The organism is Lelliottia sp. JS-SCA-14, from assembly GCF_035593345.1.
Lineage (GTDB): Bacteria > Pseudomonadota > Gammaproteobacteria > Enterobacterales > Enterobacteriaceae > Enterobacter > Enterobacter wanjuensis.
In genome coordinates, this window is the sequence record NZ_CP141606.1 from 2,631,082 (window position 1) to 2,648,025 (window position 16,944).

Genomic DNA, 16,944 nt, shown 5'->3' on the forward strand with positions numbered 1-16,944 from the left:
AGTTCACTTCGACAATACCGCTGCGATGCCTCGGTAAAATCGAATGAAAATGCATAATTTGCGCCATTGAGCGGGTCCGGGAGAAAGCATGATTGACGAACTGGAGCATAATTTGCTGTTTCGTTACATGGGCACACACAGTCCCTGGTGGCGACTGACAGCGGACAGCAATGCTCTGCATCTGGCCGCCAGCGAAAACGCCGATACGACTCAGGTCGTTGCGTTGAGCGACGATCAGGCCGAACAGATTCGCCAGCTCACCGTCATCACTTCCAGCATTACCATGACGCTTTCCCTCTATGGCTCCGACGTTCCCGTGCATCTCGTGGGGCGCAAAATCAACAAAAAGGAGTGGGCCGGTACGGCCTCTGCCTGGAATGACACCCCTTCCGTGGCGCGCGATCTTGTGCAAGGTTTGTCCTTCGCCGAACAGGTCGTTTCTGAAGCCAACTCGGTGATTGTGATCCTTGATCAGCAGGGCAATATTCAGCGCTTTAACCGCCTGAGCGAAGAGTATACCGGCATGAAAGAGCAGGAAGTCATCGGGCAAAACGTCTTTAAACTCTTTATGAGCCGCAGTGAAGCCGCTGCGTCGAAGCGTAATATTTCCGGCTTCTTCCGTAACGGCAGTTCCTACGAAGTGGAACGCTGGATCAAGACGCGGAAAGGACAACGATTGTTTCTGTTCAGAAACAAATTCGTCCACAGCGGCAGCGGGAAAAATGAAATTTTTCTTATCTGTTCCGGCACCGATATCACCGAAGAGCGCCGTGCCCAGGAACGTCTGCGCGTGCTGGCCAACACGGACACCATCACCGGACTTCCCAACCGTAACGCCATCCATGAGCTGATCAGCGACGCAATAGACACGCGAGACGACGCTCAGGTCGGCGTGGTGTATCTCGATCTCGATAACTTTAAAAAAGTGAACGATGCCTACGGGCATATGTTTGGCGATCAGCTGTTGCAGGCGGTGGCGCTGGCGATTTTAAGCTGCCTCGAAGAGGGCCAGGTGCTGGCGCGTCTCGGCGGCGATGAATTTATCGTACTCGCGACCAACACCTCGCAAAGTACCCTTGAGGCGATGGCCTCGCGCATCCTGACGCGCCTGCGCCAGCCCTTCCGCATCGGTCTTATCGAAATCTATACCGGCTGTTCGCTGGGGATTTCCCTCGCGCCGCAGCACGGCACCGATCGGGAAAGTATTATTCGCAACGCCGATACGGCGATGTACACGGCCAAAGAGAGCGGACGCGGCAAGTTCTGCGTCTTCTCGCCAGAAATGAACCAACGCGTGTTCGAATATCTGTGGCTGGACACCAACCTGCGCAAGGCGCTGGATAACGACCAGCTGTTGATTCACTATCAGCCGAAAATGACCTGGCGCGGCGAAGTGCGTAGCCTCGAGGCGCTGGTGCGCTGGCAGTCGCCGGAGCGCGGGCTGATTCCGCCGCTGGAGTTTATCTCCTACGCCGAAGAGTCGGGCCTGATTGTCCCGCTCGGGCGCTGGGTCATGCTCGACGTGGTGCGTCAGGTGGCGAAGTGGCGCGATAAAGGCATCAATCTGCGGGTGGCCGTGAACGTTTCTGCCCGTCAGCTCGCCGACCAGACCATTTTCAGCGACCTCAAACAGGCGCTGAAGGATCTCAATTTTGAATACTGCCCGATTGATGTGGAGCTGACCGAAAGCTGCCTGATTGAGAACGAGGAGCTGGCTCTGTCGGTGATTCAGCAGTTCAGCCAGCTAGGGGCGCAGATCCATCTCGATGACTTCGGTACCGGATATTCGTCCCTGTCGCAGCTGGCGCGTTTCCCGATTGATGCCATCAAACTCGATCAGGTGTTCGTGCGCGACATTCATAAGCAGTCGATTTCCCAGTCGCTGGTGCGCGCCATCGTGGCCGTGGCCCAGGCGCTGAATTTACAGGTGATCGCCGAAGGGGTCGAGAGCGCGAAAGAAGACGCCTTTCTCACCAAGAATGGCGTCAACGAACGGCAAGGTTTTTTATTCGCGAAGCCAATGCCCGCTGCCGCATTCGAGCGCTGGCTCAAGCGTTACCAGGCAAAGAAAATGCGTTAACTGGCTTTACGCATCCCGACGGCGTTGTGACGATTTTGCAGCATTACCAGACGTTCCATATAGGCAATGTCCTTTGGCTCCAGGCAGAATGCCGCATCCACCCAGTCCTCGGTGATATCCATCAGCTCGCTGCGCGGGAGTTGCAACACCCGCTGACGGGCGCGGAGCATCGCCCGCACGCCGTTCAGCTTCGGCTGTAAGGTGTCGATGAAGGTGCGTGTGGCGACATATCCCAGGCCCGGCTCAAACAGCACATCCACCAGTCCGTACTGCTCGTGCCACTCCGCCGTGTGGGATTCCCCACGATAGATAAGCTCCTCGGCCAGCTTCATGCCTGCACGACGGGCGACCAGCGAATATCCGCCCATGCCGGGAAACAGATTAAAAGCGATCTCCGGAAACCCCAACCGCGCGTCGCGCTGCGCCAGTACAAAATGGTGCGCCAGCGCCGCCTCAAAGCCGCCCCCGAGCGCGCTGCCCTCCACCATCGCCAGTGTAATGGCGCCGGTATCAAAGCCGCGTGACGCCGCGTGGACGCAATCGACGCACGCCCGGGCGTAAGCGCGTAAGGCTTCGCGCCGTCCGTTCTGGATGCATTCGACGAAGAAGCGCAAGTCCCCTCCCGTGTTGTACATGTCGGGGACCAGTGAGCCGGTCACCCAGAAGTCCACGGCAAAGCCCGATTGCCGGACCAGCCACGACATGTTCATGATTTCCTCGATTAAGGCATGGTTGAAACAGGGGCGCGGCTGAGCCCGCAGCATCATCCATACCGTACGCCTCTCTTCCTCGTAATAGCCTGCGAGCTGAGTGAAACGTTCAGGATCGGTGAACAGTTTGCAGGTTGCTTGGTTGATGACTGTCATAGTCTAATTCCTCATATAAAAAAGCGCCTTGCGCGCAGTTTTAGACTAATCCACTCCCCAACTCGTCTGTATGCGAAGGGATAAATTTATCACTTTCATTTATGTAATTTGCTTAGTGCATTTTTTCCCTTCTCTTTTGTCGGCAATTTCTGCATCATTGAAATTATTAACTTTTCGTTCTGAGGGTGAGATGATGTCTGAAGTTGACGCGCAGAAAGTGGCACAACGTATTGATACCGTGCTGGATATTCTGGTCGCTGGCGATTACCACTCCGCTATTCGTAATCTTGAGATCCTGAAATCTGAATTACTGGCACAGCACGGCGCAAGCCAGGCGCAGGATCCCGCCCAGCCGAAAGCCCCGTGGGAAGTGTAATCTTCACCCCTTTTTCGTCTTCGTTTTCTTTATTTGGATGCTATGAATTCCCGACAACAAATCATTCTGCAGATGGTGATCGACAAAGGACGCGTGAGTGTCGTCGAGCTGGCGAAAACAACCGGCGTGTCAGAGGTGACCATCCGTCAGGACCTGAACCTTCTGGAAAAACAGAGTTACCTGCGCCGGGCTCACGGCTACGCGGTACCGCTGGACAGTGAAGACGTTGAAACGCGCATGATGACCAACTTTGCCCTGAAGCGCGAGCTGGCGGAATTTGCCGCCTCACTGGTCAATAACGGCGAAACCGTGTTTATCGAGAACGGCAGCAGCAACGCCCTGCTGGCGCGCACCCTGGCGGAGCAGAAAGACATCACCATCATTACGGTGAGCAGCTATATCGCGCACCTGCTGAAAGAGACGCGCTGCGAAGTGATTCTGCTGGGCGGTATTTATCAGAAGAAAAGCGAAAGCATGGTGGGGCCGCTGACGCGTCAGTATGTTCAGCAGGTTCACTTCAGCAAAGCGTTTATCGGCATTGACGGCTGGCAGCCGGAAACGGGCTTTACGGGCCGGGACATGATGCGTTCCGATGTGGTCAACGCGGTGCTGGAAAAAGGCTGCGAAGCGATTGTTCTGACCGACAGCTCTAAATTTGGTGCCGTTCATCCCTACATGATGGGGCCGGTATCGCGCTTTAGCCGCGTGATTACTGACGAGCGTCTGAGCGATGAGCATCGCCAGCAGTTGCAGCGCGACGGCCTGACCGTCGATATCGTCAAACACTCCGCCTGACCCTCTCCTGCGCCCGCTTCAACGGGCGCAGAGCGCATGAATTCTATCTGAGACAATTCTGAACATCCCTTTAAGACTATTTACCTGTCGTTTCGCCAGCAAAAATTTAAAATTACTATTAGCGATATAACAGGAAGTGACTATCACCTGCGTGATTTTGTAACACCTGCGCGACCAGGTTTCACGGAAATGACGCTGACGTATTTCATTGTCTATACTTACTGATAGCTTATTTCCGTGAATCGATAATTCAGGAGAAAGTATGATGAATTTAACCAGCAAAAAATTAGCAGCAGCCGTTTTGGCCGTCACTCTCGCCATGTCTCTGAGCGCATGTTCTAACTGGTCCAAACGTGACCGTAACACCGCGATTGGTGCGGGTGCGGGTGCTGTTGGTGGGGCAGTGTTAACCGATGGTAGTGCCCTGGGTACCCTGGGTGGTGCAGCGGTGGGTGGTATCATCGGCCACCAGGTGGGTAAATAAGATATATAGAATAACCACCGCATGTTTGCATTATTTCAGAACGCTATTTTCTGACTGACGCACAAAGAAAAAAGCCACGGTATATACCGTGGCTTATTATTTTCAACCGCCTGCCAGTTTGACTTTCATTCCTTTGGCTTCCAGCAGCGTCTTTATTAAATCGCGATTGTCGCCCTGGATCTCAATAACGCCCTCTTTGACTGCGCCGCCACAGCCGCATTTCTTTTTCAGCTCTGCCGCCAGTTTGGCGAGAGCCGCGTCGTCTTCATCAATGCCGGTGATCAGGCATACGCCTTTACCCTTGCGGCCACTGGTCTGACGCTGGATGCGCACAATGCCATCGCCTTTCGGACGCTGTACAACCGCTTTAGGCTCGTCGATACGTCCGCTATCCGTTGAATAGACCAGACGGCTATTGGAATCGCTCATTACGCCCCCTTGCTCAATGATGCGTTGATCGCTTTTAAGGTCTGCGCCGGATCAGCAGATTGCGTGACCGGGCGACCAATAACCATATAGTCGACTCCTGCCGCCAGCGCCTGCTCTGGCGTCATGATACGGCGCTGATCGCCCGCATCGCTGCCCTGAGGACGGATGCCGGGGGTGACCAGTTTGAATGCCTGACCAAGCTCGGCTTTGAAACGCACCGCTTCCTGTGCGGAACAGACCACGCCATCGAGGCCGCAGTTTTGCGTCAGACGCGCCAGACGCTCGGCATGTTCGGCTGGTGACAACGTCACGCCAAGTTCGAGCAAATCGCTCGCTTCCATGCTGGTCAAAACCGTAACGGCGATCAGCAGCGGCGCGTCTTTGCCAAATGGCACCAGCGCTTCGCGCGCGGCGGTCATCATTCGCGCCCCGCCGGAGGCATGCACGTTCACCATCCACACGCCGAGATCGGCCGCGGCGGCGACCGCATGCGCCGTGGTGTTCGGAATGTCATGGAATTTGAGGTCGAGAAAGACATCGAAGCCACGCTGCTGCAGATCACGCACAATTTGCGGTCCAAACAGGGTGAACATCTCTTTGCCGACTTTCAGACGGCAGTCGCGTGGGTCAATGCGATCGACAAAGGCGAGTGCGCTGTCGCGATTGTTATAGTCGAGTGCAACAACAACGGGAGATTCAGTAACTACGCGGGAAGAAGAGGATGCAACAGACGTCATGACCAGCCCTTTTCGTCTATGGGCGCCGCAGTGGCGCGGGATAGATAAACGGCGAGCATTCTACCTGCCAGCGGCAGAAATTGACAGAATCGATTTACCCTCCTGCCAGGCGAAAGACCGCACGGTGCCGAACCATTCTCAAAACAACATAAGTATGTTGTAACTAAAATGCGGGGTTTTAAAAAATTACTGACCGTCCAGACCACGGATCGGCTTGATGGTTGACCAGGCGCGGCAGGAAGGACAATGCCAGTAGAGCGTGTAAGCGGTAAATCCGCATTTCGAGCAGCGATAGCGCGGCTTGCTCCGTACCTGCTCGCCCACCATATCACGCAGCACCATCAGGCTCTCTTTGGCGCGCCCTTCTTCTGCGTCGTTCAGATGGTAGTCCATCAGCTTGTGGAAGACGCGCATCGTCGGATGACGCTGCAGCTGACGGGTAATGTACACCTGAGCGGTATCGTTGCCTTCATGCTGCTCGACGACATCGGCCAGCATCAGTTCCGCCGTCGCGCCGGTGTTCTCTTCCACGCAGCGACGCAGGAAGGCCACCCACTCGTCCGGACGACCAAGCTGTTGATAGCAGGTTTGCAGCATCTCCAGGGTTTCGCTGACCAGCTCTTTGTCCTGGTCAATCACGCGCAGCAGGCACTCCACCGCTTTGCCAAACTCGCCTTTCGCCATAAACACGCGCCCCATCATGATGGAGATACGTGCGCTGTTGCGATCGGCAGAAGCGCCCTTTTTCAGCAGCGACATGGCTTTTTCCATGTCATCGCTGCCCATCTGCTGCAAAGCCAGTTCACAGTAGAAATGGGCGATTTCGACGCGCTGTTTGTCTTTGCCGAGTTTCACCAGGCGCTCCGCGGTGTCGATGGCTTTCTGCCAGTCGCTGGTCGCCTGATAAATTTGCAGGAGTTGTTGCAGGGCGCTGACGCGGAAATCTGTTTCATCCACCAGCTGACTGAACATGTCTTCAGCGCGGTCGTAAAGACCCGCCGCCATGTAGTCACGGCCCAGCTGTTGCACCGCAAGCAGACGTTGATCGTAAGTCAGTGAAGCGCTTTCCATCAGCGTCTGGTGGATGCGAATGGCGCGGTCGACCTCACCACGCGAGCGGAACAGGTTTCCGAGGGTGAGATGGGCCTCAACGGTGCCGGTGTCCTCTTTTAACATGTCGAGGAACAGGTCTACCGCTTTATCCTGTTGGTTGCTCAGAAGGAAGTTCACCCCCGCGACGTAGTCACGGGAAAGCCGGTTTGCCTCGTCCTGCTTATTTTGTTGCGCACTTCTGCGGCCCATATACCAGCCATAGGCTGCGGCTACAGGCAAAAGCAGAAACAACAACTCCAGCATATTCGTTTATTCCTTCACGACCGGCACACCAGAATTAACCGGTACGTCAGCCACAGGCGCAATTTGATTTTCAAGACGTTTGATTTTACGTTCCGCGCGCGCAAGAGAAACACGAACTTTCAGCCAGAACAGGCCACAAACGAGCCAGCCGATGATAAAACCGGCGGCGAATAACACAGCAAGCAAGCTCGATACGCGATACTCGCCCTGCGCCAGCAGGTAATTAAAGGTCACCAGTTGATCGTTTTGCGCACCCAGCGTGACCGAAATAACAAAAATCGCCAACACCAGTAAGAATATGAGTAGATATTTCACATGACTTCCCGTTATGTGGTTCAAGCGAATAAAGTATGTTCAACTCGCCGCAATCAGCCTTATAAACTACCATTTTAGCCGCGAGCGTGAAACGGAAAAAGTGATAGGGTCCAACATGATTTGAGGGCTAAACGGCGAAATTCAACCATCAGGGCGCTTCTTGCTCTCGTTCGGCAATCTCTTTGTTCTCTTCGGGCGGCGGCGTCAACGGCCCGCAGAGACGTTGCGCAAGCCAGGTCGCGAAGGTCACCAGCAGCCAGGAGATCAAGGTTGCCACCACCAGGTCGCGCGGCCAGTGCATCCCCAACAGCAGACGACTGCCCATCACTCCTGTCGCCCAGACCAGTAAAACGGCGATGGTCAGGGTACGGCGGCGCGGCCAGAGTAAACCGACGGCCAACAGCGCCCAACTGGCCGCAAACATGGTGTGGCCGGACGGGAAGGCAAATCCGGTCTCTTTTTGCCAGTGTTGGCGTAAAAATTTCGGAATTTCCTGCGCTTCGGCCAGCTGATCTTTCACCAGATGTCCGCGCTCATTACGCTTTAAATTGTAGAAGGTATCTACCGGAATATGATGCGTTTTTTCTAACCACACCACGAAAGGACGCGGTTCCTGGACGCGATCTTTGACCCAGGACTTAATCCCCTGCCCAACGACAATCGCCCCGCCGAGAATGATAAACAGCATGATCGCCGGACGCAGGCGAAAACGCAGGCACCACAAAAACCATGCGCAAAGGAGCCCGTGAGTAATAATCCCCCATGGCTGGGTGACCGTTTCCGTCACCCAATACAGCGTCTTCAGCCACCCGCTGTTTTGTCCCGGTTGCCAGGCCCAGCCTGAAATCCATACCGCTAAGGGCATAATGAGTAAAATAGCGGCACCGGCAGCCGTGCGGCGGGCAATCGAAAGCATGTTGTCTCCTTTTTCGCTAAGCTCAACAATCATAACCGAATTTAACGCAATGGGTGAAAATGTCGGATTGTGCGTTTAACATCCGTATAGCATGCCCTCAGCTAGGTGAACGCTGTCGGCTTGTGGCAAAATAGCGGGATACTAAAGCCGAAGGGCGACTGGCACGAAACGTGTCAGCATACTCTGGAGAATCACATGCAGCTTAAACGTGTGGCAGAAGCCAATCTGCCAACCCCATGGGGCGATTTCCTGATGGTGGGTTTTGAAGAACTGGCAACCGGGCAGGACCACGTCGCACTGGTGTTTGGCGACATTTCCGGCAAGACGCCGGTACTGGCTCGCGTCCATTCAGAGTGTCTGACGGGCGACGCCTTATTCAGCCTGCGCTGTGATTGCGGTTTCCAGCTCGAAGCGGCGCTGTCGCATATCGCCGAAGAGGGTCGTGGCGTGCTGCTTTATCACCGCCAGGAAGGTCGTAATATCGGTCTGCTGAATAAAATCCGCGCCTATGCGCTGCAGGATCAGGGCTACGATACGGTCGAAGCCAACCATCAGCTCGGTTTCGCCGCTGACGAACGTGACTTCACCCTGTGTGCGGATATGTTCAAACTGCTGGGCGTGGACGAAGTGCGTCTGCTGACGAACAACCCGCGCAAAGTGGAAATCCTGACCGAGGCCGGGATCAATATCGTGGAACGCGTGTCGCTGATTGTGGGCCGTAACCCGAAGAACGCCCATTACCTCGATACCAAAGCCGCGAAGATGGGCCACCTTCTGAGCGAGTAAGTCAAATGGCCCGGCTTTCGCCGGGCCGGTACCGCTAGTTCAGCATATTACGAATCACATAATGCAAAATGCCGTCGTTCTGGTAATACGTCAGTTCGGTCGCCGTATCGATGCGGCAGCGGCAATCCAGCACTTCCGTTTTGCCATCCGCACGCGTGAGCTGGACCGGAACGGTCGCCCCCGGTTTCAGGTTTTGCAGATCGCGAACATCAATCCGCTCCTCCCCGGTTAACCCCAGCGTTTTGCGCGTCACGCCCTGCGGGAACTCCAGCGGTAAAATCCCCATGCCGATCAGATTCGAGCGGTGAATACGTTCAAACGACTCGGAGATGACCACCCGGACGCCCAGCAGACGCGGTCCCTTCGCCGCCCAGTCGCGGCTTGAACCGGAGCCATACTCTTTTCCGGCGATCACCGCCAGCGGCGTGCCTTCCTGCTGATATTTCATCGCCGCATCGTAGATCGAAATCACTTCCGTTCCCGGAAGATGACGCGTCATCCCACCTTCCACACCCGGCACCATTTCGTTGCGGATACGAATATTGGCGAAGGTCCCGCGCATCATCACTTCGTGATTCCCGCGACGAGAGCCGTAGGAGTTGAAGTCACGACGCTCCACGCCACGCCCCTGCAGATAACGCCCCGCCGGGCTGTCGGGCTTGATACTCCCCGCCGGAGAGATGTGGTCGGTGGTGACGGAATCCCCCAACATCGCCAGAATACGCGCCCCCTGGATATCGACCAGCGGTTTCGGCTGAGCTTCCATGTCATCAAAGAACGGCGACAGGCGGATATAGGTCGAGTCACTCTGCCAGCCGTAGGTGTCAGAGCGTTCCACTTTGATCGTTTTCCACTCCGGCGTGCCTTCAAACACTTCGGCATACTCTTTGCGGAACATCTCGGTCGAGACCTGCTCAACGGCGCGGGCAATTTCGCGCGCCGAGGGCCAGATATCTTTCAGATACACCGGGTCGCCCTTGCGGTCGTGGCCGATCGGGTCGCTTGCCAGGTTAATGTTCATGTTGCCTGCCAGGGCATAGGCGACCACCAGCGGCGGCGAGGCCAGCCAGTTGGTTTTGACCAGCGGATGAATTCGGCCTTCGAAGTTACGGTTGCCTGAAAGCACCGCGCCCACGGTCAGATCGCCCTGCTTGATCGCCTGCTCGATAGGATCCGGCAGGGGACCGGAGTTACCGATACAGGTGGTACACCCGTAGCCGACCAGGTTAAAGCCCAGCTCGTCGAGGTATGGCGTCAGTTTGGCTTTCGCCAGATAGTCCGACACCACTTTCGAGCCCGGCGCTAACGAGGCCTTGACCCACGGCTGGCGCTTGAGGCCCAGGGTGACCGCTTTTTTCGCCAGCAGCCCGGCAGCCATCAGCACGCTCGGGTTGGAGGTGTTGGTACAGGAGGTGATTGCCGCAATCACCACGGCGCCATCGGGAAGCTGGTACTGATGCCCGTTCATAACATAATCAACCGGGCGGCGGTCTTTTTGCGCAGAGTTGAGCTCCAGCTCGTTGCTGGCGGCGAAGGCTTTCGGCACATTCTGCAGCGCAACGCGATCCTGCGGACGTTTCGGCCCGGCAAGGCTGGCTTCGACTTCATTCATATCCAGTTCCAGGGTGCTGGTGAAGACCGGCTCATCGCCCGTATTTCGCCACATTCCCTGCGCTTTGGCATAGGCCTCCACCAGCGCGACCTGCTCATCGCTGCGCCCGCTCAGGCGCATGTACTCCAGGGTCACGCCGTCGATCGGGAAGAAGCCGCAGGTTGCGCCATATTCCGGTGCCATGTTGGCAATGGTCGCGCGGTCGGCCAACGGGAGGGAATCCAGACCGTCGCCGTAGAATTCCACAAATTTACCGACCACCCCGTGTTTACGCAGCATCTGGGTCACGGTCAGTACGAGGTCGGTAGCGGTGATGCCTTCGCGGAGTTTGCCCAGCAGTTTAAAGCCCACCACATCCGGGATCAGCATTGAGACGGGCTGACCGAGCATCGCGGCTTCGGCTTCGATGCCGCCCACGCCCCACCCCAGCACGCCGAGTCCGTTGATCATCGTGGTGTGGGAGTCGGTCCCCACCAGGGTATCTGGATAGGCAATCCATTCCTGGCCCTGCAGTTCGCTCCACACAGCTTTGCCCAGATACTCCAGGTTGACCTGGTGGCAAATCCCGGTGCCCGGCGGTACCACGCTGAAACGGCTAAAGGCCTGCTGGCCCCATTTCAAAAACACGTAGCGTTCGTGGTTTCGCTCCATCTCCAGACGCACGTTCTCTTCGAACGCGTCGTCATCACCGAAATGGTCAACGGTCACGGAGTGGTCAATGACCAGATCGACAGGAGAAAGCGGGTTCACTTTGGCGGTATCGCCACCGAGGCGTTTGACGGCTTCGCGCATCGCCGCCAGATCGACCACCGCAGGCACGCCGGTGAAGTCCTGCATCAATACCCTCGCCGGGCGATAGGCGATCTCACGATCGGCGTGGGCATTTTTCAGCCACCCCGCCAGGGCATGGATATCATCGGCAGTGACAGACTCGTCATCCTGCCAGCGTAAGAGATTTTCCAGTAAAACTTTCAGTGACTTGGGTAAGCGCGCGATGTCCCCAAGTGTCCTGGCGGCCAGCGGCAAGCTGTAGTAGTGATAGGTCTTATTCTCGGCTTGCAACGTGTCCTTACTGGCTTCGCGTAGGGTTAACGACATAAGCTCCTCCTTAATGACAGGGATACCCCGACAATCATCGGGGCTGTAATTAAAGATAACACAAAGATGTCGTAACGTTTTGATAACAACCCGAATTGATAAATCGGGATAATCGATGAACGGTGAGATATAAACAAAAAACCCCGCCGGAGCGAGGTTTTGTATTTAGTTTAAGGCCAGCCAGATTAGCTGCGCCCAGAACAGGACGGATATGCTAAAAGCCCCCATCCAGGACCAGTACTTCATGTTTTGTAGAGTATTCATCATCTGACACCAGACTTATATTTATATGATTAGCTGGGGTATTCCCCCGTTCTTTATTGCTGATGTGTATTTATAAAAGAGTACACAGGTATCACCTGGATATTCGCAGGCTCACCTTATTATCAATTATTGTTTTTTGGGTTCGTCTTCTGCGAACGTATCAATAAAGGCTTGTTGTTGCGCGGAGAGCTTCCAGGATGCAGGCACGCTTGTTACAGGTTCTTTACGTGCTTTATGGCCATTGTCACCTGGCTGGCACCTTTTTTTAACCGGTTCAATACGCATGTGAACTGCCATATCTATCCCCAATATTTCCAGACCAGTAACGCCACCACCACCCAGAACAGGGCGGAGCCAAGAAATACCGCCAGCCAGGCTTTACGCTTAAGCGCCGGGTCCCTTTGCGGATCTTCACTTCCTGACGGCATTGCTAACCTCATACAATCGACTTCGCTTATCATTTTGATACCAAACAATCGGTACAAGTAATCATGAGTTGAGATAAATCCTAAAGAAACTTTAGCTGAAAAGCTAGTGAATTTACGAACGTTTCCAGGGAAATAATTAATCTTTTGACCAGAAATAAATAATTGAGACGAGGAATTTGCGTAGCGGGAATTTCGTTTCTACTTTTGTCGCAAATTTGCGACAGTTTGCCCGTAAACTCATTCTGTTTATCGGGTTATATGCGGCAGAGAATGGGGATGATGATAATTCTAATTTAGCTTTAAGACTTAATTTCGGTATCTTTCCGGGCGGAAAGATACCGGGTGTGATTATTTTTCCGGAAGTTTAATGTCCTGGAACATCGCTTCAATATCTTCATTGGAGCGCAAGGCGACCGCAGTATCCACCACGTCGCGGGTTAAATGCGGCGCGAAGCGTTGAATGAAATCATACATATAGCTGCGCAGGAAGGTGCTGCGACGGAAACCGATTTTGGTGGTGCTGTGGCTAAAGACATCGTGCGCATCCAGACGCACCAGATCCGGGTCAGAAACCGGGTCAACGGCCATGCTGGCAATGACGCCCACGCCCAATCCCAGACGCACGTAAGTTTTGATGACGTCGGCATCGGTGGCCGTGAAGACGATACGCGGAGTCAGACCAGCGCGGTTAAACGCCGTGTCCAGCTCAGAACGACCGGTAAAGCCAAAGGTGTAGGTCACCAGCGGGTATTGCGCCAGCTCTTCAATGGTAACCGATCCCTTCCCTGCCAGCGGATGCTCCGGCGTCACCACAATCGAGCGGTTCCAGTGGTAGCAAGGCAGCATCACCAGGTCGTCATAGAGGTGCAGCGCTTCGGTCGCGATGGCGAAATCCGCATTGCCTTTTGAGACCGCTTCCGCGATTTGCGTCGGCGATCCCTGATGCATATGCAGTGACACACGCGGGTAGCGCTCGATAAAACCTTTGATCACCCCTGGCAGCGCGTAACGAGCCTGGGTATGGGTAGTTGCAATATAGAGGGAGCCTTTATCCGGCCAGGTGTGTTCCCCTGCCACCGATTTGATCGCATCGACTTTGGAAAGCACTTCCCGGGCGATACGGATGATCTCCTGTCCGGCGGGAGTGACCTGAGTCAGATGCTTGCCGCTACGGGCAAATATCTGAATACCCAGTTCATCTTCCAGCATCCGCACCTGCTTGCTGATGCCGGGCTGAGACGTATAAAGACCTTCTGCGGTCGAAGAGACGTTAAGGTTGTGGTTGACCACCTCAACGATATAACGAAGCTGTTGTAGTTTCATGCCTGACCATCCGATTTAGCGCACAGGGACAATCGCTTAAGACGATTTAATAATAAGAAAGGGGTTAACTATAACCACTATATCATTTATATCCCGAGTGTATAGTACGGAACAAAAAATAATAACGGCCAATAAAAAAGGGCCGGAAGCCCGGCCCTTTCAGGTAAGTCATGGTAAGAAAAGATTATTTCTTGCCTTCAACCCATTTACCATCCACGAAGAATGCAGACCAGCCGGTCGCTTTACCCTCTTTCTCGGCAGCGACATACTGCTGCTTCGTTTTACGGCTAAAGCGGACAACGGTCTTATTCCCTTCCGGATCCTGCTGTGGCGCATCGGCCAGATAACGCAGTTTCTCTGGCAGACGGTCGCGGAAGCGGTACAGCTCTTCCACCAGCGGGGCACGGGTCTCGCGCGATTTCGGGAAGGTGTTGGCGGCGAGGAACACACCCGCAGCGCCGTCACGCAGCACAAAGTACGCGTCTGACTTCTCACACGGCAGTTCTGGCAACGGAACCGGATCTTCCTTCGGAGGAGCCACTTCGCCGTTACGCAGGATCTTACGCGTGTTTTTACATTCGTCGTTGGTGCAGGCCATGTACTTACCGAAACGTCCCATTTTCAGGTGCATTTCAGAACCGCATTTCTCACATTCCACAATCGGGCCGTCATAGCCTTTGATGCGGAACTCGCCCTCTTCGATCTCATAGCCGTCGCAGGTCGGGTTGTTACCGCAGACATGCAATTTACGCTTCGGATCGATCAGGTAGCTGTCCATCGCCGTGCCGCATTTCTGGCAGCGACGCTTAGCGCGCAGAGCGTTGGTCTCTGCATCGTCACCTTCCAGCACGTTGAGAACTTCGTTCTCAGGCACCAGGTTGATGGTGGTTTTGCAGCGCTCTTTCGGCGTTAAAGCATAGCCGGAACAGCCGAGGAACACGCCGGTGGTTGCGGTACGGATACCCATCTGACGGCTACAGGTCGGACATTCAATGCTGGTGAGCACCATCTGGTTCGGCTGCATTCCGCCCTCTTCTGGCGCCTTTTCAGCTTTCTCCAGTTGTTGGGTGAAATCGCCGAAGAAGCTGTCGAGCACCTTCTTCCATTCGGCCTGGTGGTTAGCCACCTGGTCCAGACGGTCTTCCATCTGCGCGGTGAAATCGTAGTTCATCAGCTCGCGGAAGTTGTCTTCCAGACGATCCGTGACGATCTCACCCATTTTTTCGGCATAGAAACGACGGTTTTCAGCACGAACGTAGCCGCGATCCTGAATGGTCGAAATGATCGACGCATAGGTGGACGGACGGCCGATACCGCGTTTTTCCAGCTCTTTAACCAGCGACGCTTCGCTGAAACGCGCAGGCGGCTTGGTGAAGTGTTGTGCCGGAGTCAGTTCCGTTAACGAGAGCTCATCGCCCTTGTTCACGGCAGGCAGGGTACGATCTTCGTCGCCCTTACGCAGAGCTGGCATGACTTTCGTCCAGCCGTCGAAGCGCAGGATACGACCGCGCGCTTTCAGGCGGAAATCGCCCGCGCCAACGGTCAGGGTCGTGGAATCGTATTTCGCCGGATTCATCTGACAGGCCACGAACTGACGCCAGATCAGCTGGTACAGCTTCTGGGCATCCGTTTCCATGTCTTTCAGCGCTTCAGACTCAACAGAAACATCCGACGGACGGATCGCTTCGTGCGCTTCCTGAGAATTCTCTTTGCTTGCGTACTGAATCGGGCTTTCCGGCAGATATTTCTTACCGAAGTTATCGCCGATATAGTCACGCACCATGCTCACTGCGTCCTGGCTCAGGTTGGTTGAGTCGGTACGCATGTAGGTGATGTAGCCCGCTTCATACAGACGCTGCGCCATCATCATGGTTTTCTTCACGCCAAAGCCCAGACGCGTACTGGCCGCCTGCTGGAGTGTGGAGGTGATGAACGGAGCACCGGGTTTGCTGCTCGTCGGTTTGTCTTCACGATCCAGCACCTGATAGCGTGCTTTTTCCAGCAGCGCAACCGCCGCCATGGTTTGATCGCGATTAACCGGACGGAACGGCTTGTCTTTTTCGTGCGTCACCTGCAGCGGCAGTGCATCACCACCAGGCGTTGCGACGTTCGCGTCGATTTCCCAGAACTCTTCTGGCACAAACGCTTTGATTTCGCGCTCACGCTCGACGACCAGACGCACCGCTACGGACTGAACACGTCCGGCGGAAAGGCCACGCGCGATTTTCTTCCACAGCAGTGGCGAAACCATGTAACCCACCACGCGGTCCATAAAGCGACGCGCCTGCTGAGCATTAACACGATCGATATTCAGTTCGCCCGGCTTTTCAAACGCCTGACGAATCGCATTCTTTGTAATCTCGTTGAACACGACACGGCTGTATCGTGATTCATCACCACCAATGATTTCCCGCAGGTGCCATGCAATGGCTTCCCCTTCGCGGTCAAGGTCGGTTGCGAGATAGATGTGGTCAGCTTTTTCGGCGAGCTGTTTCAGCTCATTGACGACTTTCTCTTTGCCGGGCAGCACTTCGTACTGTGCTTCCCATTCGTGCCAGGGATCGACACCCATACGGTTGACGAGCGCGCTACGTTCATCCTTTTTAGGCTTCTTAGCCCCTTTGGTGGAGGTAGAGTCTGCGCTCTTTTTACTGGCTGAGCCACTGGTCGGCAAATCGCGGATGTGACCAACGCTGGATTTAACCACATAGTCATTACCCAGATACTTATTGATCGTTTTGGCTTTTGCCGGGGACTCAACGATGACGAGAGCTTTACCCATATTCACCTTTACCTAATTTAATTCTTCCAGGAATACGCCGCATGTTGATTTCCCTTCCGCTGGCGACGCGATGTTGATATTGCGACTCCGCCAGGGGATATCAACCCCTTTGTTCTGACCGGACAATAACAAAACCGGTCCAGGTGATTGAGTTATCGGGCATTTCACTCACATCAAAATAACGATGCGACGAGCTTTCGGTCGAATGTCAAGCAATTCTGTTGCCAGAATGACGAAAGCGCACACTCTACCTGATAAAATCTGTTACGCAACTTTATTAGCATGCAAAAGCAAATC

The 16,944-nt window shown here is 54.8% G+C and carries 17 protein-coding genes; 5 read left to right on the forward strand and 12 right to left on the reverse strand.

Annotated features, from left to right (window positions below; genetic code table 11):
- The first annotated feature begins 88 nt into the window (after positions 1-88).
- Complete coding sequence (gene pdeR / locus U9O48_RS12315) at positions 89-2,080, forward strand: cyclic di-GMP phosphodiesterase (RefSeq protein ID WP_282495309.1); 1,992 nt, start codon at positions 89-91, stop codon at positions 2,078-2,080.
- Here the strand turns inward: pdeR and U9O48_RS12320 are convergent.
- The gene (locus U9O48_RS12320) at positions 2,077-2,946 is read right to left on the reverse strand and encodes a crotonase/enoyl-CoA hydratase family protein (RefSeq protein WP_285146371.1); all 870 of its coding nucleotides are present in this window, start codon (positions 2,944-2,946) and stop codon (positions 2,077-2,079) included. The two genes, pdeR and U9O48_RS12320, sit on opposite strands and share 4 nt — an antisense overlap.
- Positions 2,947-3,139: 193 nt before the next feature.
- Between U9O48_RS12320 and U9O48_RS12325 the strand changes: the two genes are divergently transcribed.
- The 3 genes from U9O48_RS12325 (at position 3,140) to osmB (ending at position 4,601) form a co-directional block, all read left to right on the forward strand.
- A complete protein-coding gene (locus tag U9O48_RS12325) occupies positions 3,140-3,322 on the forward strand; it encodes a hypothetical protein (protein WP_282495311.1) in 183 nt (60 codons plus the stop codon).
- Positions 3,323-3,364: 42 nt separating this feature from the next.
- Positions 3,365-4,117 (forward strand): DNA-binding transcriptional regulator YciT, encoded by a 753-nt coding sequence (locus tag U9O48_RS12330; protein WP_282495312.1) that lies wholly within the window; start codon positions 3,365-3,367, stop codon positions 4,115-4,117.
- Positions 4,118-4,382: 265 nt separating this feature from the next.
- Entirely contained in the window at positions 4,383-4,601 is a 219-nt protein-coding gene (gene osmB / locus U9O48_RS12335) for an osmotically-inducible lipoprotein OsmB (protein WP_095284293.1), read from the forward strand.
- 102 nt (positions 4,602-4,703) lie between these two features.
- Here the strand turns inward: osmB and yciH are convergent, their stop codons facing one another.
- The 5 genes from yciH to pgpB all read right to left on the reverse strand — a co-directional run bounded on the left by yciH (position 4,704) and on the right by pgpB (position 8,354).
- Complete coding sequence (yciH, locus tag U9O48_RS12340; RefSeq protein WP_324722577.1) at positions 4,704-5,030, reverse strand: stress response translation initiation inhibitor YciH; 327 nt, start codon at positions 5,028-5,030, stop codon at positions 4,704-4,706.
- Positions 5,030-5,767, reverse strand: a complete 738-nt coding sequence (gene pyrF, locus U9O48_RS12345; RefSeq protein WP_285146369.1) for an orotidine-5'-phosphate decarboxylase — start codon at positions 5,765-5,767, stop codon at positions 5,030-5,032. The genes yciH and pyrF overlap by 1 nt, the downstream gene beginning before the upstream one ends.
- 186 nt (positions 5,768-5,953) lie before the next feature.
- Entirely contained in the window at positions 5,954-7,123 is a 1,170-nt protein-coding gene (gene lapB / locus U9O48_RS12350; protein WP_282495315.1) for a lipopolysaccharide assembly protein LapB, read from the reverse strand.
- A gap of 6 nt (positions 7,124-7,129) precedes the next feature.
- Positions 7,130-7,438, reverse strand: a complete 309-nt coding sequence (locus U9O48_RS12355; RefSeq protein WP_285146368.1) for a LapA family protein — start codon at positions 7,436-7,438, stop codon at positions 7,130-7,132.
- A 148-nt stretch (positions 7,439-7,586) separates the two neighbouring features.
- The gene (gene pgpB / locus U9O48_RS12360; RefSeq protein ID WP_285148924.1) at positions 7,587-8,354 is read right to left on the reverse strand and encodes a phosphatidylglycerophosphatase B; all 768 of its coding nucleotides are present in this window, start codon (positions 8,352-8,354) and stop codon (positions 7,587-7,589) included.
- Positions 8,355-8,549: 195 nt separating this feature from the next.
- On the opposite strand from pgpB, the gene ribA reads away from it, so the two are divergent.
- Positions 8,550-9,140: a GTP cyclohydrolase II gene (gene ribA, locus U9O48_RS12365; RefSeq protein ID WP_282495318.1), complete on the forward strand. Its 591-nt coding sequence runs from the start codon at positions 8,550-8,552 to the stop codon at positions 9,138-9,140.
- 34 nt (positions 9,141-9,174) lie between these two features.
- Here the strand turns inward: ribA and acnA are convergent, their stop codons facing one another.
- The 6 genes from acnA to topA form a co-directional block, all read right to left on the reverse strand.
- Positions 9,175-11,850, reverse strand: a complete 2,676-nt coding sequence (gene acnA, locus U9O48_RS12370) for an aconitate hydratase AcnA (protein ID WP_285148926.1) — start codon at positions 11,848-11,850, stop codon at positions 9,175-9,177.
- Between the two features lie 165 nt (positions 11,851-12,015).
- Positions 12,016-12,114, reverse strand: coding sequence for a small membrane protein YmiC (gene ymiC, locus U9O48_RS12375; RefSeq protein WP_348996385.1), 99 nt, complete (start codon positions 12,112-12,114; stop codon positions 12,016-12,018).
- Between the two features lie 126 nt (positions 12,115-12,240).
- Positions 12,241-12,399 (reverse strand): hypothetical protein, encoded by a 159-nt coding sequence (locus U9O48_RS12380; RefSeq protein WP_282495371.1) that lies wholly within the window; start codon positions 12,397-12,399, stop codon positions 12,241-12,243.
- A 14-nt stretch (positions 12,400-12,413) separates the two neighbouring features.
- On the reverse strand, positions 12,414-12,554 hold the full coding sequence (locus U9O48_RS12385) for a YmiA family putative membrane protein (RefSeq protein ID WP_213015984.1): 141 nt from the start codon (positions 12,552-12,554) through the stop codon (positions 12,414-12,416).
- Positions 12,555-12,890: 336 nt separating this feature from the next.
- Positions 12,891-13,865 carry an HTH-type transcriptional regulator CysB gene (gene cysB, locus U9O48_RS12390; protein ID WP_095282217.1) on the reverse strand — a complete coding sequence of 325 codons (975 nt, stop codon included), beginning with the start codon at positions 13,863-13,865 and terminating at the stop codon, positions 12,891-12,893.
- Positions 13,866-14,049: 184 nt separating this feature from the next.
- A complete protein-coding gene (gene topA, locus U9O48_RS12395; protein ID WP_282495321.1) occupies positions 14,050-16,647 on the reverse strand; it encodes a type I DNA topoisomerase in 2,598 nt (865 codons plus the stop codon).
- Positions 16,648-16,944: the final 297 nt, after the last annotated feature.